General features: G+C 71.2%; 21 protein-coding genes and 1 rRNA gene. 11 read left to right on the forward strand and 11 right to left on the reverse strand.

What is annotated here, in order from left to right:
- Window positions 1–95: 95 nt before the first annotated feature.
- Both K8Z49_RS14810 and K8Z49_RS14815 read right to left on the reverse strand, forming a co-directional pair.
- Window positions 96–2606 carry an ABC transporter permease gene (locus K8Z49_RS14810; protein ID WP_075024372.1) on the reverse strand — a complete coding sequence of 837 codons (2511 nt, stop codon included), beginning with the start codon at window positions 2604–2606 and terminating at the stop codon, window positions 96–98.
- Complete coding sequence (locus K8Z49_RS14815) at window positions 2603–3385, reverse strand: ABC transporter ATP-binding protein (RefSeq protein WP_024936247.1); 783 nt, start codon at window positions 3383–3385, stop codon at window positions 2603–2605. Before K8Z49_RS14815 ends, K8Z49_RS14810 begins: the two co-directional genes overlap by 4 nt.
- 201 nt (window positions 3386–3586) lie before the next feature.
- Here K8Z49_RS14815 and K8Z49_RS14820 point away from each other — a divergent pair, with 201 nt between their 5' ends.
- The 3 genes from K8Z49_RS14820 (at window position 3587) to K8Z49_RS14830 (ending at window position 6223) form a co-directional block, all read left to right on the forward strand.
- Complete coding sequence (locus K8Z49_RS14820) at window positions 3587–4249, forward strand: TetR/AcrR family transcriptional regulator (protein ID WP_235206540.1); 663 nt, start codon at window positions 3587–3589, stop codon at window positions 4247–4249.
- Between the two features lie 42 nt (window positions 4250–4291).
- Window positions 4292–5281, forward strand: a complete 990-nt coding sequence (locus K8Z49_RS14825; protein ID WP_021599248.1) for an AurF N-oxygenase family protein — start codon at window positions 4292–4294, stop codon at window positions 5279–5281.
- Between the two features lie 123 nt (window positions 5282–5404).
- Entirely contained in the window at window positions 5405–6223 is an 819-nt protein-coding gene (locus K8Z49_RS14830; protein WP_021599247.1) for an SDR family NAD(P)-dependent oxidoreductase, read from the forward strand.
- 39 nt (window positions 6224–6262) lie between these two features.
- On the opposite strand, the gene K8Z49_RS14835 is transcribed toward K8Z49_RS14830, so the two are convergent.
- The 4 genes from K8Z49_RS14835 to ctaD all read right to left on the reverse strand — a co-directional run bounded on the left by K8Z49_RS14835 (window position 6263) and on the right by ctaD (window position 12161).
- Entirely contained in the window at window positions 6263–7582 is a 1320-nt protein-coding gene (locus K8Z49_RS14835) for an ABC transporter substrate-binding protein (protein ID WP_021599246.1), read from the reverse strand.
- Complete coding sequence (locus K8Z49_RS14840) at window positions 7563–7943, reverse strand: DUF742 domain-containing protein (protein ID WP_021599245.1); 381 nt, start codon at window positions 7941–7943, stop codon at window positions 7563–7565. Before K8Z49_RS14840 ends, K8Z49_RS14835 begins: the two co-directional genes overlap by 20 nt.
- Complete coding sequence (locus K8Z49_RS14845; protein ID WP_412519258.1) at window positions 7943–10234, reverse strand: nitrate- and nitrite sensing domain-containing protein; 2292 nt, start codon at window positions 10232–10234, stop codon at window positions 7943–7945. The genes K8Z49_RS14840 and K8Z49_RS14845 overlap by 1 nt, the downstream gene beginning before the upstream one ends.
- A gap of 256 nt (window positions 10235–10490) precedes the next feature.
- On the reverse strand, window positions 10491–12161 hold the full coding sequence (gene ctaD, locus K8Z49_RS14850; RefSeq protein WP_021597285.1) for a cytochrome c oxidase subunit I: 1671 nt from the start codon (window positions 12159–12161) through the stop codon (window positions 10491–10493).
- 93 nt (window positions 12162–12254) lie between these two features.
- Here ctaD and K8Z49_RS14855 point away from each other — a divergent pair, with 93 nt between their 5' ends.
- Entirely contained in the window at window positions 12255–12746 is a 492-nt protein-coding gene (locus K8Z49_RS14855; RefSeq protein WP_075024376.1) for a DUF523 domain-containing protein, read from the forward strand.
- Here the strand turns inward: K8Z49_RS14855 and K8Z49_RS14860 are convergent.
- Window positions 12691–13641 (reverse strand): helix-turn-helix transcriptional regulator, encoded by a 951-nt coding sequence (locus tag K8Z49_RS14860; protein WP_412519260.1) that lies wholly within the window; start codon window positions 13639–13641, stop codon window positions 12691–12693. The genes K8Z49_RS14855 and K8Z49_RS14860 overlap by 56 nt on opposite strands.
- A gap of 118 nt (window positions 13642–13759) precedes the next feature.
- Between K8Z49_RS14860 and K8Z49_RS14865 the strand changes: the two genes are divergently transcribed.
- The 3 genes from K8Z49_RS14865 to K8Z49_RS14875 are packed head-to-tail and all read left to right on the forward strand — an operon-like array spanning window position 13760 to window position 16254.
- The gene (locus tag K8Z49_RS14865; protein WP_412519262.1) at window positions 13760–15193 is read left to right on the forward strand and encodes an MFS transporter; all 1434 of its coding nucleotides are present in this window, start codon (window positions 13760–13762) and stop codon (window positions 15191–15193) included.
- A gap of 60 nt (window positions 15194–15253) precedes the next feature.
- Window positions 15254–15778, forward strand: a complete 525-nt coding sequence (locus K8Z49_RS14870) for an RNA polymerase sigma factor (RefSeq protein WP_021597281.1) — start codon at window positions 15254–15256, stop codon at window positions 15776–15778.
- Window positions 15775–16254, forward strand: coding sequence for a hypothetical protein (locus K8Z49_RS14875; RefSeq protein ID WP_412519264.1), 480 nt, complete (start codon window positions 15775–15777; stop codon window positions 16252–16254). Before K8Z49_RS14870 ends, K8Z49_RS14875 begins: the two co-directional genes overlap by 4 nt.
- Before the next feature lie 10 nt (window positions 16255–16264).
- Here the strand turns inward: K8Z49_RS14875 and K8Z49_RS14880 are convergent, their stop codons facing one another.
- Complete coding sequence (locus tag K8Z49_RS14880) at window positions 16265–17146, reverse strand: hypothetical protein (RefSeq protein ID WP_021597279.1); 882 nt, start codon at window positions 17144–17146, stop codon at window positions 16265–16267.
- 221 nt (window positions 17147–17367) lie between these two features.
- Here K8Z49_RS14880 and K8Z49_RS14885 point away from each other — a divergent pair, with 221 nt between their 5' ends.
- The 3 genes from K8Z49_RS14885 (at window position 17368) to K8Z49_RS14895 (ending at window position 20008) form a co-directional block, all read left to right on the forward strand.
- Window positions 17368–18369, forward strand: coding sequence for a metallophosphoesterase family protein (locus K8Z49_RS14885; protein WP_021597278.1), 1002 nt, complete (start codon window positions 17368–17370; stop codon window positions 18367–18369).
- 24 nt (window positions 18370–18393) lie between these two features.
- Window positions 18394–19035: a sigma-70 family RNA polymerase sigma factor gene (locus tag K8Z49_RS14890; RefSeq protein WP_412521067.1), complete on the forward strand. Its 642-nt coding sequence runs from the start codon at window positions 18394–18396 to the stop codon at window positions 19033–19035.
- Window positions 19036–19108: 73 nt separating this feature from the next.
- Complete coding sequence (locus tag K8Z49_RS14895; RefSeq protein ID WP_021597276.1) at window positions 19109–20008, forward strand: dihydrofolate reductase family protein; 900 nt, start codon at window positions 19109–19111, stop codon at window positions 20006–20008.
- On the opposite strand, the gene K8Z49_RS14900 is transcribed toward K8Z49_RS14895, so the two are convergent.
- Window positions 19987–20484, reverse strand: a complete 498-nt coding sequence (locus K8Z49_RS14900; RefSeq protein WP_021597275.1) for an HAD domain-containing protein — start codon at window positions 20482–20484, stop codon at window positions 19987–19989. The genes K8Z49_RS14895 and K8Z49_RS14900 overlap by 22 nt on opposite strands.
- An 848-nt stretch (window positions 20485–21332) precedes the next feature.
- On the opposite strand from K8Z49_RS14900, the gene K8Z49_RS14905 reads away from it, so the two are divergent.
- Window positions 21333–21659, forward strand: a complete 327-nt coding sequence (locus K8Z49_RS14905) for a hypothetical protein (RefSeq protein ID WP_021597274.1) — start codon at window positions 21333–21335, stop codon at window positions 21657–21659.
- A gap of 154 nt (window positions 21660–21813) precedes the next feature.
- On the opposite strand, the gene K8Z49_RS14910 is transcribed toward K8Z49_RS14905, so the two are convergent.
- Window positions 21814–22275, reverse strand: a complete 462-nt coding sequence (locus K8Z49_RS14910) for an SRPBCC family protein (protein WP_021597272.1) — start codon at window positions 22273–22275, stop codon at window positions 21814–21816.
- A gap of 106 nt (window positions 22276–22381) precedes the next feature.
- Window positions 22382–22498: ribosomal RNA gene (gene rrf, locus K8Z49_RS14915) — 5S ribosomal RNA — on the reverse strand.
- Window positions 22499–22650: the final 152 nt, after the last annotated feature.

The following is a 22650-nucleotide window of genomic DNA, read 5'->3' on the forward strand; positions in this document are numbered from 1 at the left end:
CGTCCGCGACACGCGCGACAGGCCCGGGCCCCCGATGGCCGGGCCTGGACGCGCCCCGCCCCCTCCGCGGGCGGGAGGGGACGGGGACGGACGCCTCACGGCGCGGAGATCGCGGACAGGATCGCCGACCGCGCCGCGCGCCGGGCGGGCCGGATCGCGGCGAGCGCTCCGGCGATCGCGCCGACCACCGCGATGACCGCCAGTTGCACCGCCGGAGGCGCGAACGGGTTGCCGAGCGCGGTGCCGAGGCCCCAGCCGAGGAACACCCCGAGCCCGAGGCCGCCGCCGGTGCCGAACAGCGCCACGATGACCGACTCCCAGCGGACCATCGACCTGATCTGCGGGCGCGTCCCGCCGACCGCGCGGAGCAGCCCGAGCTCGCGGGTCCGCTCGTGGACGGCGAGCGACAGCGTGTTGGCGATGCCGAGCAGCGCGATGACGATGGCCAGGATGAGCATCCCGTAGACGACCGTGATGAAGCCGGCCATGTCCTCGGTCTGGGCGGCGACGAACTCGTCCCGCGACTCGATGTCGGGCGCGCCGTACGGCTCGGCGACCGCCGCAAGGGCCTGGCGGGCGGACGCGACCGACGCGCCGGGCTTCAGCTCGACGAACGCCCGGGTGTCGAGCGGCTGCCTGGTGTGCGCGTTCCATGCGGTGCGCGGGACCAGGTAGTCGCCGGTCAGGTCGGTGTTGTTGTAGACGGCCCCCACGGTGAGCTTCTGCGAGGCGCCGTCCGCGAACGTCACACCGACCGCGGTGCCGACGCGCCAGCCGTTGTCGTCCGCGGCCTTCTTCGAGACGGCGAACGTACCGGCGTCGCCGAGGCCGCCTTCGGTGACGTCCAGGTCGAGGACGCGCCGGAGGCTGGACGGGTCGGCCACGCTGACCATGGACGGCTCGCCCGCCACCCGCATGCTGCCGGTTCCGAGTCCCGCGACGTCGCTCACCTGGGGCAGCTTCGCCGCGTCCTGGACGAGGGACGTGCTGAACCCTCCGGTCTCGTTGCCGCCGGAGTCCACCACGATCGGGCCCTTGAACGAGCCGGCGACACCGTCCTCCAGCGAGGCCCGCAGCGACCCGATGAACACCGTCATCAGGGTCACGACCCCGACGCCGATCATCAGCGCGGTCGCGGCGCCGGCCGTGCGGGCCGGGCTGCGGGACGCGTTGTCGCGCGCCAGCGTCCCGGGGACGCCGCGCAGCCGCGCCGCGGGGCCGCCGAGCAGCGCCGCGACCGGGCGGGCCGCCACCGGACCGAGCACGACCATCGACACCGCGGTCACCACGGCGCCGGCCACCGCCATCGCCGTCTGCTCGGTGACCGCGCCGAACACGACGGTGCCGATCGCGACCGCGGCGAAGACGCCGCCGACGATGACGCGGGTCTCCGACGGCCGGGACGTCTCGGCGGCGACCTCGCGCAGCGCGGCCAGCGGCGGCGTCCGCGACGCCTTCAGCGCGGGGCCGAGCGCCGCGACCAGGGTGACCAGCAGCCCGACCGGCACCGCGATCATGACCGAGGTGGCGGCGACCGTGAGCCCCTCCATCTCGATCCCGATCCGGAACTGCGTGAACAGCTGCCGGAGCAGGGCCGCGAACCCGATCCCGCCGGCGAGCCCGGCGAGCGTGGCGGCGCCGCCGATCACCAGCGCCTCGAAGCCGACGATGGTGAGGACCTGCCGGCGTCCGGCGCCGAGGGCGCGCAGCAGCGCCGACTCGCGGGTGCGCTGCGCGACCGTGATCGCGAACGTGTTGTGGATGCTGAACGCCGCGACGAGCAGCGCCACCCCGCCGAACGAGGCCAGCACGACCCGGAACACCTGCAGGAAGCCGCTCTCGACGAGGCTCATGCCCTCCTCGACCGCCGTCTCCGTCGTGACGGCCTCGGCCCCTGCGGGCACGACGGGCCTGATGCGCGACGCCAGCTCGTCCTGGCTCACCCCGTCCCGCGCGCGGACGGCGACGCCGGTGATGCGGTCGGTCCCCTTCGCAACGTGGCGGCGGGCGCCTTCCAGGGAGAACGCCGTGAACGACGTCTCGCCGAACGCCTCCTCGTCACCGAACATGCTGATGCCGACGACGGTCACGGGGACCTTCTCCGGCGTGAGCACGGCCGTCCGGTCGCCGATCGTCAGGTCTCCCTCGTCGGCGAACATCTTGTTGATGACGACCTCGTTCGGCGCGCGGGGCGCGCGGCCCTCGGCCAGCCGGTAGGGGTTGAGCTTCGGGTCGGTCATCCAGTTGCCGGCCGTCCGCGGGCCGCGCGACTGGATCGTCGTGCCGTCCTTGGCGAGCAGCTGGCCCGATCCCTCGATGGTCGGCTCGGCGTTCGCGACGCCGTCCACCTTCCGCACCCTGTCCAGGACGGACGCGTCGATCTGCCCGCGCGCGCCCCACGGCGCGTCGCTCACCCTGGTCGCGTTCCGGACGGTCACGTCCGTCTTGCCGTAGGCGCTGGAGACGTAGCCGTCGATGCTCGCCGCGAGCGTGTCGCCGAGGACGAGCGTCCCGCTCAGGAAGGTCACTCCCAGGAAGACCGCGATGAGGGAGCCGGCCATCCGGCGCTTGCGTCCCCACAGTTCCTTGAAGACGAGCCCGATCATCGGTGGTCTCCCAGCCCTCGCATGCGGTCCAGCACCCGGTCGGGCGTGGGGGCCTCCATGACGTCGACGACGCGGCCGTCGGCGAGGAACACCACCGCGTCGGCGTGCCCGGCGGCGACGGGGTCGTGGGTGACCATCGCGACCGTCTGGCCGAGGTCGTCCACGGCGTCGCGGAGGAGCGCGAGCACCTCGGCGCCGGTGCGCGAGTCGAGGTTGCCGGTCGGCTCGTCCGCGAACACGATCTGCGGGCGGGTGACGAGTGCGCGCGCCAGCGCCACCCTCTGCTGCTGGCCGCCCGACAGCTCGGACGGACGGTGCGCCAGCCGGTCCCCCAGCTTGAGGACGCGGACGACGGTGTCCAGCCATTCCCGGTCCGGGTCCGTCCCCGCCAGCGTCAGCGGCAGCACGATGTTGTCGTGCGCCGTGAGCGTGGGGAGCAGGTTGAACGCCTGGAACACGAACCCGATCCGCTCCCGCCTGAGCCGGGTCAGGCGGCGGTCCGACAGGGCGCCGAGCTCCTGGCCGCCGACGTAGACCTTGCCGGACGTCGCGTCGTCCAGCCCCGCGACGCAGTGCATCAGGGTGGACTTGCCGGCGCCGGACGGCCCCATGATCGCGGTGAAGCGCCCCGCCGGGAACTCCACGGTGACGTCGTCGAGGGCGCGGACCGCCGTGGTCCCGGTGCCGTACACCTTGGTGAGTCCCACGGTGCGGGCGCCGCCTTCAGTGGTCGCCGCGCCGTCGCCGATCGCTTGCCTTGCTTCTGCTGCGTTTCCCATGCCCGGGATCGTCGTCCCGCGTTCCGGGGCGCGTCGTCGGGCCAGGAGAGGCACCGGCCCTGCTCCCCCGGACGCATCGCGGCCCGCCCGGCTACGTCCGCTGGGGTACGCGGAGATCAATAAGACCCGGTGTCCAATTGTGATGCGGGCAACATACATGCAGGCTTGCTTGCTTGTTTCCGCGCTCGTACCGTCGGAGGCGTGTCAGTGAGCAGCCGCCGACGTCATCGGCGCGGTCCGTCCGGCCGCCGGACGCAGGAGGAGCGCAGGTCGCGCACGCAGGCCCGCCTCCTGGAGGCCACCATGGAGTGCCTGGTGGACCTCGGCTGGTCCGGGACGTCCACCACGGAGGTGGCGCGGCGGGCCGGTGTGTCGCGCGGGGCGCAGCAGCACCACTACCCGACGAAGATGGTGCTCGTCGCCGCCGCGCTGGAGCACCTGCTGGAGGCGCAGCGCCTGGCGTACGAGACCGCGTTCGCGGTGCTCCCGCCGGAGCGGCGCAACGTGTCGGGCGCGCTCGACCTCCTCTGGGAGGTGTTCCGCGGCCGTCCGGCCAAGGCCCTCATGGAGCTGGCCGTGGCGGCCCGCACCGACGACGAGCTGCGGCCCCTGTGCCGCGATCTGAACGAGCGGATCCTCGAGGTGATCCTGGAGACGTTCGAGCGGCTGTTCCCCGACAACACCCTTCCGCCCGACTTCGCCCCGACCATGCTGCGCGGCGTGTTCGCGATGTTCGTCGGCCTCTCGATACAGAACGCGCTGGACGACGACGCCGAGGGCCACCAGGCCGCGGTGCTGCGTCAGGTCAAGGACGTCGCCCAGCTGATCGTCCCCGAGCGGGGCAGACCAGACCCCCAGCGGTAGGCCGGCCCCGGCCGCCGCACCACCCCCGAGGGAGCGCCTCACATGCCGAAAGCCCCCACCGAACTCGCCGACGAGGTCCGCGAGCAGGTCAAGGACAAGAAGTCGTACCTCGGCGTCATCGACCGCCTGAACAAGGCGTCGGTGGAGAAGCACTGGGAGGCCTACGCCGACATCCCCTGGGACGACCCCGAATTCACCGTCGACGAGAACGATCCCCGCTGGGTGCTGCCGCGGTTCGACCGGCTCGGCGAGACCGCGTGGTACCGGTCGCAGCCACCGGAGGTCCAGGCGCAGATCGGGCTTTGGCGCGTCGCCACCGCGATGAAGATCGGCCTGCAGTTCGAGAACCTGCTGAAGCGCGGGCTGCTGAACTACGCCTACCGGCTGCCGAACGGCCGCCCGGAGTTCCGGTACGTCTACCACGAGACGACCGAGGAATGTCACCACGGGATGATGTTCCAGGAGTTCGTGAACCGGACGAAGATGCCGATCCGCGGCATGCCCCGCTCGCTCAGCTTCATCGCGCAGGCCGCCCCGTGGATCCCGCTGATCAGCACGGAGATGTTCTTCGTGTTCGTGCTCGGCGGCGAGGACCCGATCGACTACGTCCAGCGCAAGTCCCTCAAGGGCGGTCACATCAAGCACCCGCTCGAAGAGACGATCATGAAGATCCACATCGCGGAGGAGGCCCGGCACATCTCCTTCGCCCGCCACTACCTCAAGCACCGGGTGCCGAACATGAACCCGCTGCGCCGCCGGCTCCTCGGCGCCGCGACCCCGGTCGTGCTCGGCGTGATGGCGCGGATCATGCTGTCCCCGCCCGGCCCGATGGTGCGGCACTTCGGCATCCCGAAGGACGTCGTCCGCGCGGCCTACAAGAACGAGGCGTCGCAGGCGGAGATCGCCAACTCGGTCGGCAAGATCCGCGACCTGATGGCGGAGCTGGGCGTGATCGACCCGGTGAACAAGCGGGTGTGGAAGGCCTTCGGCATCTGGGACGAGCCGGGGCGGCGCCGCTCCGTCGCCGCCTGAGTATCGTCGCCGAACGCCACCCCGTACAATCCCGCAATTACACGACATAGCCAATTAGCTGCCGCGGGCCGGGCTCACTCCCCCCCGAGCCCGGTCCCGCGGTTCATCCGAGCGGAGCGCGCAATGAGCATCGCGATCGTGACCGGAGGAGCGTCCGGCATCGGCCGTGCGATCGCCACGTCCCTGGTGGCGCGCGGCGACACCGTCGTGGTGGGCGACATCAACGCCGAGGGCGCCGCCCAGGTGGCCGACAGGCTGAACACGCTCGGCAAGGGCAAGGCGGTGCCCGCCGCGCTCGACGTCACCGACGCCGACGCCGTCACGGGCCTCTACGAGGGCGTCAAGGCCGACCACGGGCGGCTCGACCTGGTGTTCAACAACGCCGGCATCGCCGTCGGCGGGCTGGCCGAGGAGCTCACGCTCGACCACTGGAACCGCGCGATCGACATCAACCTCAAGGGCGTCGTGCACGGCGTCCACGCCGCCTATCCGATCATGCTGGAGCAGGGCCGCGGCCACATCGTCAACACCGCCTCGCTCGCCGGGCTCGTCCCGATGCCGATCGGCATCCCCTACACCGCCACCAAGCACGCCGTCGTCGGGCTGTCCCTCGGCCTGCGCGCCGAGGCCGCCGGGCGCGGCGTCAAGGTCAGCGTCGTCTGCCCGAGCTTCGTCGACACCCCGCTGCTGCACAACGTCAACCCGGACCTGCCCGAGACGCCGCTGAGCGGGGACGCCACGGGCGACATCGCGAAGGCGTCCCCGCGCCTCTACACGGCGGAGAAGCTGGCCCGCGACATCATGCGCGGCGTCGCCAGGAACCAGGCCCTCATCGTCGCCCCCGCGCACGGCCGGGTCGCCTGGCGCGGCGTCCGCCTCAGCCCGGGCGCCGCCGTCCGCGTCGCGCAGATCGCCGTCGACCGCATCCGCTCCGGCAAGTGACCGCCGGGCCGGTCATCCGGCGGTGTCATCCGGGGCCGGTCATCCGGCGGTGTAGCAGGGGGCGTCCAGCCGGTGGCCCTTGGCGGTCGGCCCGGCCGCGAAGTCCGTGATCGGTTTGATGCCGGTGAACTCGTGCTCGTCCGGCCTGCCGATCACCGACTGCCGGAACGCCGAGGCGTCCGGCGAGCCGGAGGAGTTGCCCGCCACGCCGGGCAGGATGCCCTCGTAGTCGACGTGCCGGATCCCGCGGACGGCCGCGAGCAGCCCCTTTCGCGTCAGGTCCTTGGACTCGACCGCGCGCTCCAGGGCGGCCTTCAGCGGGTAGGACACCACCCATCCGGTGGTGAGCGAGTCGTCCGGCTCGACCCGGCCGAGCGCCTGCCGCATCGCGGTGTGGCCGGGCGAGTCGGCCGCGAACGGCTTCCACGGGGCGACCTGCAGGTAGCGCTCCTTCATCGCGCCGATGGCGGGGTCCCGCAGCAGGCCCTTGGCCCACGTCGGGTTGTCGCCGATGAACCTCCCCCGGTAGCCGCGCCGGACGGTCGCGCCGATGACGGCCGCCGCGTCCGCGGGGCTGGTGGTCAGGACGACCAGGTCGGGGTCGCGCGAGAGGATGGCGCGCACGGCGTCCTCCTGCGCCGCCGCGCTCTTGCCGGGCGCCCCCTGGACGGTCGGCACGTCGGTGAAGGAGAGGCCGCGCGCCTCGGCGGCGATCCGCGCGCCCGCGGCCGCGTCGTCGCCGTAGTCGCCGGAGTAGTGGACGGCCATCACGCTCTTGGCGCCGAAATGGTCGGTGCCGTAGTCGACGCCGTTCATCGCCTCGAAGCAGTAGGAGGCCCCCGACTCCAGGATGTTGTCCTCGAACTCCCACTTCGACGTCCAGGAGACGGGCAGCGCGATCATCTCGTCCGCGCGGAGGCGGCCGAGGATCGCGTCGGTCGCCGGCGACCCGAGGGTCTGCGCCAGCGCCAGCACCTTGCCCCTGATCTCGTTGTAGGCGCTCACCTGCACCCGCGGATCGTAGTGGTTGTCGCGGACGTAGGTGACGACGTCGATGTCGTAGGCGCCGATGCCGCCCTGCCGGTTCACGCGGTCCCAGAACGCCCGCTGCACCTTGGTGATCGGGACGCCCATCGCCGTGAACGGCCCGGTGGTCAGGTCCGAAAGGGTGCCGAGGTAGATGCAGCCGTGGTCCTTGTTGACCGGGTTCGGGCAGGGCTCCCGGGTGACCCCCGGCGCGTCGGTGGTGAGCAGGCCGTCCGCGGAGGAGCCGCAGCCGGCGGCCCCGAGCGTGGCCAGCAGCACGGCGCCCGCGAACAGGGCCTTCATCCGGGTCAGGTCACAGCGCACGGAGACCATCGATCACTTCCTTGAGAAGACGTGGGTCGGCGGTCCCGGTCCGGGACACCGCCGGCCTCCGCACGTTCACCAGCCCGCGGTCCAGCAGGTCGCTGAGCAGCACCCGGACGACGCCGACGGGCAGCGCCAGGTCCGCGGCCAGGTCGGCGACCGCCCGCGGCCGGATGCACAGTTCGAGGATCCGCTCGTCCTCGGTTCCGAGCGTGCGCGGATCCGGCATCGGCACCTCGGCGGTGACGACCACGGCGATGAGGTCGAGGGCGGCGCCGCGCTGCCGCGTGCGGCCGCGCGCGACGGCGAACGGCCGCACCACGGGTCCGGCCTGCTCGTCGACCCACAGTTCGTCGGGCTCCCCGGTCATCACTCACCGCCGGGGCCCGGCGGCGGCTGGGGCCCCGCGTCGGCCCGGCCGCGGAGCCAGCCGCTCTGCATCCTCGACAGCAGGCGCCCGGCCGCCTCCGGCGCCCGGTCGACCGGCGCCCGGTCGTCCGGCTCCGCGCCGGGCGGCTCCTCCGGTTCCTCCCGGAGCTGCGGGGCGAGGCTCTGCTGCCGCCGTCGCCTGGGCAGCGGGGGCTCGCCCCCGGCGGCCGGCCCGTCCCCGGCCTCGCTCCGGCCGCTCTCCAGGGCGGGCCGCCCGGAGGCGGAGGGCCCCGCCTGGACGGCGGGCGCCCGCGGGGGCCCGTGCCCGACCGCGTCCGCGGCGCGGGACACGGCGACCAGCGCCCGGTGCTCGCCGGAGCCGCCGCCCGGCTCCCCCGCGTCCGGCGGCTCCACGACCAGCGCGTGCGGGATGAGGACGATCGCGATGACCCCGCCGTAGGACGAGGGCCGCAGCGTCACCGTGATGCCGTGCCGCGCGGCGAGCCGCGCCACGACGTACAGGCCCAGCCGCACCGAGTCGTCGAAGTCGAGCTCGGGGTCGGTGGCGAGCAGGCCGTTCAGCCGCTCCAGCTCCTCGCGGGAGAGCCCGAGCCCGCGGTCCTCGACCTCGATCGCGAACCCGTGCGCGGCCTCGCCGCCCGTCACCCTGATCCGGGTGGTGGGCGGGGAGAACACGGCGGCGTTCTCGATCAGCTCGGCGAGCAGGTGGATGGTGTCGGCGACGGCGCGGCCGGACAGCGCGGTCCGCCCCATCGGCACGACCTCGACCCGGGTGAAGTCCGCGACCTCCGACGCCGCCGCGCGCGCCACGTCCATCAGCCGGACCGGGTGGCGCCAGCTCCGGCCGGACGGCCGCCCGGACAGGATGACCAGTCCCTCGGCGTGCCGCCGCATCCGGGTCGCCAGGTGGTCGAGCTCGAAGAGGGCGGCCAGCGCGTCGGGGTCCTCGGTGTCGCGCTCCATGCCTTCGAGCAGGCCGAGCAGCCGCTGCAGCAGGGACTGGTTCCGCCGGGCGAGGGTGACGAAGACGTCGTTGAGGCGCTTGTGCGCGGCCGCCTCGCCCGTCGTCGCCCGGACGACGGCGCGGCGCGCCTCGGTGAACGCCGCGTCGATCCTGCCGATCTCGGTGACGGCGAACTCCGGCCGCGGCTCGTTCTCCTCGTCGGAGACGTCCTCCCCGCGGCGGGCCCGCTCGGTGATCTCCGGTATCCGGTCCCGGGTGAAGGCGGCGACCTCGCCGGCGATGTCGCGGCTCTCCCGGACGAGCCGGTGCCCGGTCCGCACCGCGACGACGATCGCGATCACCACGGCGAGGAGTCCGAGGCCCCCGGCGAGCGTGAGCCGGAGCAGCACCGCGTCCGCCTGCTGCGCGGCCCGCGCGGCGGTGGCGGTGCGGATCCGCGAGGAGAGCCCGGCCAGCTGCGCGTTCACCGACTCCGTCGAGGTGTGCCAGGCCCCCACGTCGACCGGCGGGCGGTCGTCGGTCGGGCCGGACTGGACGAGCCGGGTCTCCAGCCGGCGGAACAGCGTGAACTCGGGTCCGGCGATGATCGCCTCGTAGCGCCGGCGGTCGGCGTCCGCCAGGGCCCCGGCCGAGTCGCCGTAGAGGAACTCGCGCGTCCCGGACAGCTCCACCAGCCGCCGGTGCTCGTCCTCGGTCAGCCGGCCCGCGGCCAGCGCGCCGGTGATGAGCGCGTCCTCGCGCGTCAGGTTCTCCCTCGCTCGCTCCAGGGTGCCGAGGACGCGGGTGTCGCGGACGATGCGCTCGTCGGACGAGCGGGTCTCGTCGTAGATCTCCGCCGCGAGGTCGATGAAGGCGGTGTAGCGGCCGAGGGCCTGCGCGCGGTTGATCAGCCGCCGGTCGACCGAGTCGCGGACCGATTCCAGCTCGCCCAGGGAGGCGGCCAGATCCACCATCCGCCGCCGGGTCTCCGGCCGGGCCGCGCCGCGGACGGAGGGGTCGGCCGCCGACCGGCGGAACTCCGCCCTGGCCCGGTCCGTCATGGCCCGCTGGGCGTCGAACCCGGACCGGCCGATCGTGGAGTCGTCGCCGAGGTAGGACAGCGACATGCGCCGCTCGTCCTGCAGCGCGCCGATCATCGCGTCGGTCGGCCGGATGACCTTGTCGGTGAAGGTCTGGGACCGCGTCCGCCGCAGGGTGTCGCCGAGCGTGGTGCCCGCGGCGAACCCCCACAGCACGACCAGCGCGGTGATCGGCGGGACGAGCAGGATGACGATCCTGGTCCTGACCGATCGTGCTCGCCGGGTCATCACGCCTCCACGTTGCCGGCGCCGTCCCTCGTCCACGGCGATCCGTGCGCCGCCACTGTGACACAGATCACCGTGGCGTGGCGCCGAACGTAGCGCACCTTCCGACGAAACACTCGTCTAATTTGTCTCACTAGCGCAGATTGTTGCCTTTGCGTTATTCAGGCGACTGGGCAGGTCAATGGCACAATCCGGCCATTGGCTCACCGGCCGGACAGGTGCCGCAACCGCGGCGAGGACCACCTCCGGGCCGCGCCCCCTAGCCTCCGGGCTCGTTCCGCCCCACCGCCGGCCGGCTTCCCTCGAGCTTCGGATGGTGCAGGTCGAAGGCGGGACGCTCGGAGCGGATCTGCGGGACCGAGGTGAAGTTGTGCCTCGGGGGCGGGCTGGACGTCGCCCATTCCAGGGAATTGCCGTATCCCCACGGGTCGTCGGCCTCCACCGGGGCGGTGCGGCGCGCCGTCCGGTACACGTTGTACATGAAGAACAGCGTGGAGACGCCGAGCAGGAACGCCCCCGCGCTGGAGACCCGGTTGAGCGTGACGAACTCGGCCGGATAGTCGGCGTACCGGCGCGGCATCCCTTCCGCGCCGAGCCAGTGCTGGACGAGGAACGTCGTGTGGAAGCCGATGAACAGCGTCCAGAAATGGACCTTGCCCCAGCCCTCGTGGAGCAGCCTCCCGGTCATCTTCGGCCACCAGAAGTAGAAGCCGGCGAACATCGCGAAGACGACCGTCCCGAAGACCACGTAGTGGAAGTGCGCGACCACGAAGTAGGAGTCGTGGACGTGGAAGTCCAGCGGCGGCGAGGCCAGGATGACGCCGGTCAGCCCGCCGAACAGGAACGTCACGAGGAAGCCGATGGAGAACAGCATCGGCGTCTCGAAGGTGAGGTTGCCCCGCCACATCGTCCCGACCCAGTTGAAGAACTTCACCCCGGTCGGCACCGCGATGAGGAACGACATGAAGGAGAAGAACGGCAGCAGGACCCGGCCGGTCGCGAACATGTGGTGCGCCCACACCGCCATCGACAGGCCCGCGATCACCATGGTGGCGCCGACCATTCCGAAGTAGCCGAAGAGCGGCTTGCGGCTGAAGACGGGAATGACCTCGGTGACGATGCCGAAGAACGGCAGCGCGATGATGTAGACCTCTGGATGGCCGAAGAACCAGAACAGGTGCTGCCACAGCAGCGCTCCCCCGGTGGCCGCGTCGTAGATGTGCGCGCCGAGCCGGCGGTCGGCCTCCAGCGCGAGCAGCGCGGCGGCGAGGACGGGGAACGCCATCAGCACGAGCAGGCTCGTCAGGAACACGTTCCAGGTGAAGATCGGCATCCGGAACATCGTCATGCCCGGGGCGCGCATCCCGATGACCGTGGTGATGAAGTTGACGCCGCCGAGGATCGTCCCGAAGCCCGACAGCACCAGACCCATGATCCACATGTCGCCGCCGACGCCCGGGGTGCGCACCGCGCTGCTCAGCGGCGTGTACCCCGTCCAGCCGAAGCTCGCGGCGCCGCCCGGGGAGACGAACGAGGCGAACAGGATCAGCCCGCCGAACAGGAACAGCCAGTAGCTCAGCATGTTCATCCGCGGGAACGCCACGTCCGGCGCCCCGATCTGCAGCGGCATGACCACGTTGGCGAACCCGACGAACAGCGGGGTCGCGAACATCAGCAGCATGATCGTGCCGTGCATGGTGAACATCTGGTTGTACTGCTCGTTGCTGACCAGCTGAAGGCCCGGCTCGGCCAGCTCACCGCGGATCACCATGGCCATCAGGCCGGCCAGGAGGAAGAACGCGAACGACGTGATCAGGTAGAGGTACCCGATCACCTTGTGGTCGGTGGTGGTCAGCCAGGACACGAACACCGAGCCCCGGGGCCGCCGCTCGGGAGCGGCCTCGGGGAGCTGACGGCCGAGAAGGACCATGCCGGGCTCCCTGCAGACGGGCGATGTCCCCACTATTCGCCCTGGCCACCTGGCACGCAAGAGACGCCCGGAGAGCGCGCCTAGGCTGGAGGGGTGGAGCGCATTCTGGTCAGCTCATGCCTCGTGGGACGGCCCGTCCGCTACGACGGGAAGGCCAAGCCGGTGGGCGGCGGCCTCGTCGAACGGTGGCGCGCCGAAGGGCGTCTCGTCCCGTTCTGCCCGGAGGTGTCGGGCGGCCTGGGCGTGCCGCGCCCGCCCGCGGAGATCGTCGGCGGCGCCGGCGGCGACGTCCTCGACGGGACGGCCCGGATCCGCACCGGCACCGGCGAGGACGTGACCGAGGAGTTCCTGCGCGGCGCCCGGCTGGCCCTGGACGCGGCGCGGCGGTCCGGCGCACGCGTCGCGCTGCTCAAGGAGGGCAGCCCGTCCTGCGGCGGCCACCGCATCTACGACGGCACCTTCACGGGCTCTCCGGTGCCCGGCACCGGCGTGACGACCGCGCTGCTGCGCCGCTCGGGCGTCCACGTCTTCAGCGAGGACGAACTGGACGACCTCGCGGCTCTCCTGACGTCCCTGGAGGCGTGACCGCACCCGAGGCGGCCGGGCGCGAGGCGTCCGGCCGTGGCGCCTTCTCGGCGGCGAGGTGCACGAGGAGGCGCAGCGCCTCCGCCGACGGGGAGCCCGGGTCGGCGGTGAACGCGGCCATGCGCTGCCCCTCGTCGTTCGACAGCTCCATCATCTCGTTGTTCAGCGTCATCGCCCCCACCAGCGGGTGCCGGAACTCGCGCGTGTACCGGACGGCGCAGTCCTGCACGGGGTGCGCGGCCCACAGCGCCGCGAACTCGGGGCTGTGCACGGTGAGCTCACCGATCAGGCCGGTCAGCTCCGGGTCGTCCGGATAGCGGGCGGCGCACCGCCGCACGTCCGCGACCGTGTCCCGCGCCTTGGTCCGCCAGTCGGCGTACAGCTCGCGCGTGTGCGGATCCAGGAAGACGAGGCGGGCGATGTTGGGCCGGTCATGGACGTCCTCCAGGGCCTCGAAGGGCAGGTGCCCGGCGAGCAGCGCGTGCGCTGCACGGTTCCAGGCCAGCACGTCGTAGCGGCGGCCCAGGATCAGCGCGGGAGCGTCGCCGAACGCGTCCACGAGCAGCCGGACGGCGGGGCGCAGCCGCTCGGGTCGCGGACGCCGCCGGACCTTCGCCTTCTGGCCTGCCAGGCTCCGCAGGTGCTCCTGCTCGGTCTCGTCCAGCCGGAGCACCCGGGCGAGCGCGTCGAGGACGGCATCGGAGGCGTTCTGGCTCTGCCCCTGTTCGAGCCGCGCGTAGTACCCGGCGCTGACGCCCGCGAGCTGCGCCAGTTCCTCACGGCGCAGCCCGGGGACGCGCCGCCGCCCGCCGTAATCGGGCAGCCCAAGCTCCGCCGGCCGCAGCCGCGCGCGCCGCGTCCGGAGGAACTGGCCTAGTTCGGAGTTCTGCGGCATGCCGTCCAGCATGCCTCCCGATTCCCGTTCCTGCCTGCACCTGCCAGGTGTAGGCACCGCGGGGATGACCCCAGCGGAGGCCTGGGTAACGCCCGCCGCCCGCTCCACCCTGGAGCCCGTGACCGAGACGAGACACCCGCATACCCGAGAGACGAGCCGGCTGGGCGGCCGAGGATCGCTGATCCTGATCACCCTCTGCGGCGCCACCTTCATGACCGGACTGGACTTCTCGATCGTGACCGTGGCGCTGCCGGAGATCGGACGCGACCTCGGCTTCGCGAACGCCGGTTCCCTGCAATGGGTCGCGACGGCCTGCCTGCTGCCGACCGCGAGCCTGCTGCCGCTGTTCGGCCGCGTCGCCGACATCGTCGGCCGCCGCCGCCTCTTCACCCTCGGGGTCGCCCTGTTCAGCGCGTTCTCGCTCATCGCCGGGCTGGCGACCGGCCCGGCGATGCTGATCTGCGGCCGCGTGGGGCAGGGCACCGCCGCCGCGATGATCGCGCCGACCGCGATCGCGCTGATGACGACCGTCTTCCCCGAAGGCCCGCAGCGCACCCGGGCCCTCGGTGTCAACGGCGCCGTGCTGTCGCTGGGCTTCGTCCTCGGCACCCTCGGCGGAGGCATGATCACCAGCGGCCTGAACTGGCGCTGGACCATGCTGTTCCTGGTCGCCGTCGGCGCGCTGGTGCTGCTCGGCGCGGCCACCGTCCTCCCCCGGGCCGACACGCGCGTCCCGGCCCGGCTCGACGTCCCCGGCGCCGCCCTCGCGAGCGTCGGCCTGTTCGCCCTGGTCTACGGCATCTCGACCGGCGCCGGCGCCGGATGGGCAGGCCCGCCCACGGTGGCCTCCCTCGCCCTGGCCGTGCTGTCCCTCACCGCGTTCCTCCTGGTGGAGCGGTGGCACCCGGCCCCGCTGATCCCGCTCGGCCTGCTGAACAAGCCGACCGTGAAGTGGAGCGGCCTCCTCGGCTTCGTCACGTTCGGCATGTGCGGCGGCACGACCGTTCTGCTGAGCCTCTACATGCAGGACGTCCTGGGCCACTCACCCCTCGCCACCGGCGCGGCCTACCTCGCCGAAGGCGCCACGGCACTGATCGCCGGTGCACTCGCCGCCAGGCTGATCGCCTCGCTCGGCTCGGCGCGCGTCATGGGACTCGGTCTGACCGTGCAGGGGCTCAGCACGGGCGCGATGGTGCTGCTCCCCGCGCAGGACGGCCTGGCCGTCCTCCTGCCGACGTCCGGTGCCATGGGATTCGGGCACGTCCTGACGGTGGTCGGCTTCATCACCGCCATGACGTCGGGTCTGCGGGACCACGAGCAGGGCACCGCGGGCGGCCTGTCCCAGCTCCCGCAGTTCCTCGGCGGCATCGGCACCGCCGGCCTGGCCGCCGTCGTCACCGCCCGCGCGGACGCCCTGGCCCCCACGACGAGCCCGGCCCTGGCCACCCTCGGCGGCCTGCACGCGGCGACCCTCACGGCCGGGATGATCTGCCTCGCCGGCGCCGCCCTCGCGGTCCGTTTTCTCCGCCATCCTGCTGTCGACGCGGGCTGACCCTGGAGGCGTGAACCTGACGGCCTTCTCCGCCGACTGTGAGGGGACGGGAGGTCGAGGATGGACGATGAACTGCTGGTGGTCCGCTGCCAGCTCGGGGAGCCAGAGGCGTTCGCCGAGCTGGTGGGCCGATGGCACGTCCCGGTGTGGACGTTCGTCCGGCGGATGCTGGACGCCGAGCGGGCGGACGACGTGGCCCAGGAGATCTGGGTCGCCGTCCTGCGGGGGCTGCCCCGGCTGGGCAATCCGGGCCGGTTCCGACCCTGGCTCTTCACCATCGCCAGGCGGGCCGTTCTGGACAGGCTCCGCCACGAGTACACCACCGCCGAGAGGCCGGGCGAGGCCGAAGAACCACCGTCCGAAGACCTCGCCGAGCAGGTCGTGGACCGGACCGAACTGGTCGCGGCCCTAGCGGACCTGCCGATCCTCGAACGGGAGATCCTCATCCTGTTCTACCTGGAGGACCTCTCGATCGCGGAATGCGCCCAGATCTGCGCGGTCCCCGCCGGCACGGTCAAGTCGCGCCTGCACCGTGCGCGACGCCGGTTGCGCGAGCACCTGATCGAGAAGGGATATCGGCCATGAGCGACGAACCGCGCACGTCCGCGGAGGAGATGCTGGAGCGGCTGACCCCGATGCTGTCGCGCAGGCGACGGCTGCGCGGTGTCGCGGCACTGCTGTCCGGCCTGGCCGGGACGGTCTTCGTCACGGTCCTGTGGGCCACCGAGCCGGGGCCGCTCCCCGACCGCACTCGCCTGTCCTTCGCACTGCTCATCCTGGTGTGCCTGGCCTGGACGGGCCACGGGATCTGGTCGGCCACCCGGCGTGCCCCGCTGTTCGCCCTGGACCGGGTGATCGGCGCCTGGCTGGGTCTGGCCGCCGCGCTTCTGACCACCACCGTCACGGTCACGCTCGCCGCCGTCCGGGACCGGGGTCTCGTCCTCGCCCTGGCGGTGAACGCGGTCCTCGTCACCGCGGCAGTCCTGATCGCCGTCCGGGCGCACAGGCGCCGCTCGACCCTGCTGCGCCGGAAGGCGGAACTCACCGACGCCGGCGGATGAGGTCCCGGTCCTACGCTTCGGTGTCGCGGGCCGGCTCGTCCATGTTCCAGTAGTCGGGCAGGGGCGTCTCACAGACGGCACAGACGTAGTGGTCGTCCTTGACGATGTTGCGTTGGTGGCATTGAGGGCAGCGCCGGAAGGTGATCGGGTGGGAGAAGGCGGTGGGGTGGTCGAGACCGGCTCGGCCGAGGGCCGCGGCAACGGCCTGCCAGGAGGACACGTCCGGGCAGTAGCCCGTCGACTGGTTGCTGATCTCGCTGACCACCCAGCGGTCGCGGTCCTGGGTGAAGGTGATCTCGCCCGCGCTCAGGACCGCCTCGCCACCGGCGCAGATCACATGCTCGCTGCGCTGCGGGGCGAGTCGTAGCGTCCCGGTCAGGTCGATGACGAACGTGAACGGTTCCTCTCGGTCCTGCGCGGCCTGCTGTGCGAGCCAGATGGCGAGGTCGTGGTGGGAGGTGATGGCCTCCCCGTGGCGGCCGGCCTGGACCTGCTGGAGGATCTCGGCGGGTCCGACGTAGCCATAGCGCCGCGGTCCGGCCAGGCCCAGGGCTCCGGTGAAGGCGGAGAAGGTCGCGGCGACGGTGCGCCAAGCGTACTGATGAGGATCGGTCCAGATGTCACTTGCGACCACGCGGGGATCGGCGATGCTGGTGCGGTAGTCGAGTGCGATGGCGACGTCATCTCCGGCGTACCGGCAGACCGCGATGAGAACTGCCAGGTCGACGTCAAGCCAGGGCAACTCGACGGGGTCCGGGCCGGCACTGCCGCGAGCTTGCCGGAACAGCCGCGCGAGGTCTTCGCTGTCGGTCAGATCATCGAGCGACTGGGATTCCCGGCGGATCTCATCGACATCAGCAAGGAAGTCGACAGGGTCCGTGAACCAGGGCATGACTGCTCGCAGCGCATGCTCACCAGGGTGCCGCCACTGTCCACTGGTGATGAGTTCGATGAGGTGAGTCGGCAGCGTCAGCCCACGAACGGCCCACTGCGTCCGAGGCGAGGGCTGTTCGTTGCGAGGCCGGGTCACGAACAGAGGTTGTCATGGTCCGCCTGTGCGGGGCGACACATATTCCTTTGCACGCCGAACGGGCGCCTGCCTACCCTCGCCGGGTGCGGCGCATCATCATCATCGGCGACATCCACGGCTGTTTCGACGAACTGCTCGAACTGCTCGAGAAAGTCGACCTCCAGCCGGACGACCTGCTGGTCAGCGTCGGCGACCTGGTCGATCGGGGCCCGGCGCCGGGCGCGGTGGTCGGTCTTTTCCGCGAACGCCCGAACTCGGTCGCTGTCATGGGCAATCACGAGCGCAAGCATGTACGCGGGATCTTCTCCTACGCACAGGAGATCACCCGCTTGCAACTGGGCGAGCGCTACACCGAAGCAGTCGACTGGATGCGGACGCTGCCGTATTACTTCGAGAACGACCACGTCCGCGTCGTCCACGCCGCGATGCTGCCAGGAATGCCGCTGGCGGACCAGAAGGAAGAAATCCTCTGCGGCACCACCAGCGGCGAACGGGAGCTCACCGCGCTGTTCCCCGGCAGCCACTGGCACCACCACTACACCGACACCAAACCGGTGGTGTTCGGCCATCACGTGACCGGGCATGAGCCGCTGATCCGCGACGGCAGGGTCTTCGGCCTGGACACCGGTGCCTGCCACGGCTGGAACCTGACCGCGCTGTGCGTGCCTGGATTCACCGTCCACTCGGTGAAAGCGCACGCGGACCATTGGTCGCTCATCAAGCGCCAATGGCAGTTGCCCGTCCTGAAAACCAAGCCTTGGCGGGACTTCACCTGGCAGGAGCTGGCCGAAACGGTCGCGAAGTTCTCCTCGGCACCCGCCGCCGCGCGCACCTGGCTGGAGGCGGTCGAAGAGTGGGCCGCGGAACTCCAGTCCTCGTTTCCTGCCCTGGTCACCGCAGCACACCGCGTCGCCCACGAGCTCACCACCGACGAAATGCGACAGCATCCCGCCGCGCGATTCCTGTTCCAAGCACGCAACGGCCGGCTCGACCAGACCAGCCTGGCCAGGCAATGCCCGACCCCCCGCAAGACGATCGACCTAGCGACCATGTTCGCCCTCCCCGCACGCGACCTGCCCGAGTAACGCGCAAGAGCCGGCGCCACCCGCATCGAAAGCGCGAAACTTGCCGAGGACCTGGTGCAGGAGACGATGCTGCGGGCGTGGAAGGCCCGCGACCGCTACGACCGCGCACGCGCGTCGGTGCGGACCTGGCTGTATCGGATCGCGACCAACGCCTGCCTGACCGCGCTGGAAGGGCGTTCACGGCGGCCGCTGCCGTCCGGGCAGGGCGCGCCCAGCGACGATCCCGGCGCTCCGCTCACGCCGGTGTTCGACATTCCATGGCTCCAGCCCTTTCCCGACGCGCGGGTCGATGCGGACGTGCGGGGTGACGTACGGCTCGCGGTGGTGGCGGCGATGCAGGTTCTGCCGCCCAGGCAACGGGCCGTCCTGGTGCTCCGGGACGTGCTGGAGTTCACCGCCGCCGAGGTCGCCGCGCAGTTGGGGACCACCGTCGCGGCCGTCAACAGCGCGTTGCAGCGGACCCGCGCGGCCCTGGCGGACGTGGGCGACGCGGGCGGCGCCAACGGCCAGCCGGCGTTCGCCGCGTACGCGCCCGAACCCGGCGGCGGGCACCGGCTGCACACCCTCCAGGTCCTCACGATCATCGGCGGCCGGATCCGCCGCAACGTCGTGTTCGCCGCCCCCGCCGTGTTGCGGGCTTTCGACCTGCCACCGCGGATTTCCTGACGAGGCCCGATGAGTCCGGCCGATGCCGCCGGTACATACCGGTGAGCATCGATCGCAAGGGAGAACCTCGGCCATGAGCGTCATCGTCATCGAGTTCATCACCATGGACGGGATCGTGTCCGACCCGGACGGGTCCGCGGGCACGCCGACCGGCGGCTGGGCGTTCCGGCACGGCCCCGAAGCGGTCGCCGGGGACAAGTTCCGGCTCGGCGAAACCCTCGACCAGGGCGTCATGCTGCTGGGCCGGAGGACCTGGCAGCTCTTCTCACAGATCTGGCCGGGACGTGACGATCCGTTCGCCGCGCGGATGAACGCCGCACCGAAGCTGGTCGCCTCCCGCACGCTGACCGACACCTCCGCGTGGGCGACCTCCACGCTCATCGACGGGGACCTCATCGACACCGTCAAACACCGGCACCGCGACATCGGGATGCCCCCGCAACCACTCTTCTCGGCCGCACCGGCCCATCCCATCCGCTGGATCGGTTACGACCGGCCCGGATACGACCGATCCCCACCGAACCCGGGACGGAGGGCGGCCTCGGCGGCGTCGCACGTCGCCGCGATCGCTAACGCCTTGGCCATCGCCGCCCCTGTCCTTGTCCTGCATTGGAGGGCAGGTCCGGGTCGTCCCATGCGCCCACGGTCGGTGGCTCGCCCAACGCTGCCGCACTGCCCAACTGCGGTTGTCCGCAGACGACGGACATATCTCCGTCCTGTGCTTCGCCCCAGCAGCCTTTGGCTGGCTGCGCACTTAGCCCAGGTAGCCCGCCGGACGCACCCGCACATGTTGAGGACGCTCACTCGATTGATAGACAGGGGCCGGTCCAGGCCGGGCTCGGGCCTTGAAGAGCCATGGGTCCTCGCCGAGGAAGCGGCCGACGGCCTTGGCGCGGCGGCGGGTATCGCCCAGGGTGCGCCCGGAGAAGATGGAGTGGCGGATCCAGTGACTCACGCAGTTCGGAGCCAATGATCGAGGAGCACGAAGTCTTCGTCGGCTAGCCCGCGGAATGACGGCACGTGGTGGAGGAGTGCCCGGCCGCTGTGGTGCGCGGAGACCCATTCCCGGTCGGCGTCGGTGATCTCGTCATCGACCCAGGCGAAGGGGCGTGCGGACGCCCAGGTCACCAGTGTCCTGGTCTTCCAGCAGAGCCCGAACCATCGGTCCTCGCGTTCGTGATCGCCGGATGGATCCGGCCACTTCACGACCGGTAGCCGGGGCAGCCCGATACGGGAGGCGATCTCGACGTTCGCTTCGTCTTCCCAGGTCGTGGCCCAGACAAGGTCGCCCGGTAGCGCCGCCAGCCGGCGCCCCACGTCCATGGTGAGCCGCGCAAGGGCAGTGTCAGGTGTGGTCGCCGGCCGCTCCCCCTCCGGGCCCTCACCGAACGGGAGAAGCGGCCCGTCAACGTCCAGAAAGAGCAGCGGACGTTCGCGATGGCCGGTCATGCTGTGCTGACCTCGGTCCAGCGCCTCACGGTCGCAAGAGTGGTTCGACGGGTTCGGGCGTCCATCTGTCGATCATCGCCACCGAGCGCTCGGTCTTCCACCCCTCGGCCAGGACCTTCGACGACATCGGTCTGCTCCGGTGGCCCGCCTACGCCTGGGAGCGGTTGTCGGCCGCCTCCGGCATGATCGTTTGATGCGTTTCTCCATGGGAGGCGGCCACATGACCGATGAATCCCTGCTCGACTCCGACGGAAGGGCCCTTTCCGCTCCCTGCCGACCCGTTGAGCCCTGTGCCGGACGAGGTCGAGCGCGGTCTTGCGGCGTACAGGGCGGGTAACGCCGCCCAGGCACGGGGGGTGTTGACGGCGATCGCCGATACGGGACGTACCAGCGTGTCCGGGCATGCGGCGATAGCGCAGGCGGGCATCGAGATCAGCGAGAGCGGGCTCGGCGGCTCCCACCGGCCCCGCCTGGAACAGGTGGCCGCGGGAGAGGACCCCTGGCTGGGGGCCCTTCGCCGCGGTGATGCTCACCCCGGAATTCAAGTCGGGCACGTCCTCGGACGAGGGCCGGACGCTCCTCCCAAGCCTCACGGCCCAGCTCACCGGCGACCCGGACACCGCCCGGGACGGGTTCGAGCGGGTCTTCAAGACCCGCAAGGGCACGGACTCCGGAGACGTCGCCGGCGTCTTACTCGGCAACCTCCTCATCCAGAGCGGCGATCCCGCCGCAGCCCTGGAGCCACTCAGCTACACGCGGCGGATGTGCGACGGCACACTCGCGGGCTATGCGGCCCACCTTGAGGGGCACGTCCTTATCGGCAGGACGAGAAAGAGAGAGCAAGCAAGGTGCCCCAGTACGCGCATCGCGAGTCCCACCCGGCCAGGGGCGGTGACAAGGGGCTGCACCCTTGGGTCGCCGTCCGGTTCGGCGAGTTGCTGGCGAGCGACCCGTGGGTGGATCTCGTCTACGACCAGATCGAAGAGAGCGGTGTGGACGAAGCCTCGGTGATCCGGGAGCCCTTCGAGTCCGCCCCCTACCAGAACGGGATCAGCGCTCCCGCGCTCGCCGACATCGGTGTGTCCTGTTCCCGGCGACGTTCGAACCCGTGCACGCGGCTCCAGAGCGCCTGGAGGCCTGGAGCGGCGAACGATACGAGCGCGGCCGCAGACTGATCCTGATGCTCTACAGCCACGTGGAGGACGGTCGCGACGATGAACGCGCTCAAGGAATGGCGGACCTACTGGAGCGGCTCGCCCTGCCCACGCCCAAGTACTGACCCCGGACGTTGGCAGCCGACCGGATGCGAGAGTGGCCGACAGTGTCTGCTCAGGACGAGGCCACCAGTTGGGAGAGGTGGTCGAAGGAACGGTTCCAATTCGCCGCAGCGGCGGGCCGACGCTCGGCGGGGTAGGGGCGGATGAATGTCATGCGTGTACCGGCGGCGTACTCACGCAGCTCGACGCGAGTGGTGACCGGATCGGGGTGACCGTGTTCGGGCATCGGCCCAGAGGTGAAGGCGAGCAAGGCCGATGGTTCCAGGGCGGTGATCTCCTGGCGCATCCAGAAGCGGGTGCCATCGGACGTCTGGACCAGGCAGTAGTCATAACGGCCACCGATGCGCAGGTCGATGGTGATGAGGGCGCGCGGAGCGGTGCATCCCTCTGGGCTGATCCACCGGGAGAGCTGGCCGGGGTCGGTCCAGGCATCGAAGATCCGGGAGCGTGGAACGTCGAAGTCTCGGACGACAAGGGGCTCGGTGGCGTCGGGTGATGCGGTGGTCATCGCCATGTCAGGTAGAACAGGCGGGATGGCGCGCTGCTTCCGTACAACCGCCTACCACAGGGTGAAATGAGAAAGGCCCCGCCGAAATCGGCGGGGCCTTCCTGCAATATAGGTCCGGCGGTGTCCTACTCTCCCACACAGTCTCCCATGCAGTACCATCGGCGCTGAGAGGCTTAACTTCCGGGTTCGGAATGGGACCGGGTGTTTCCCCCTCGCCAAAACCACCGAACGCCTCAACGCACCACCCCCAGCGGGGGTGTGCAAGTCTCAACGTCCGAGCCAGGCTCGGTATTCACTTGATTAATGCGGGTTCCCGGTTGTTTTCCAGGAACCACACAGGGACGCGAACAACTCACAACAGCGATTCGGTTTGAACGTCAT

This window comes from Actinomadura madurae, from assembly GCF_047130825.1.
GTDB classification, from domain to species: domain Bacteria; phylum Actinomycetota; class Actinomycetes; order Streptosporangiales; family Streptosporangiaceae; genus Spirillospora; species Spirillospora madurae.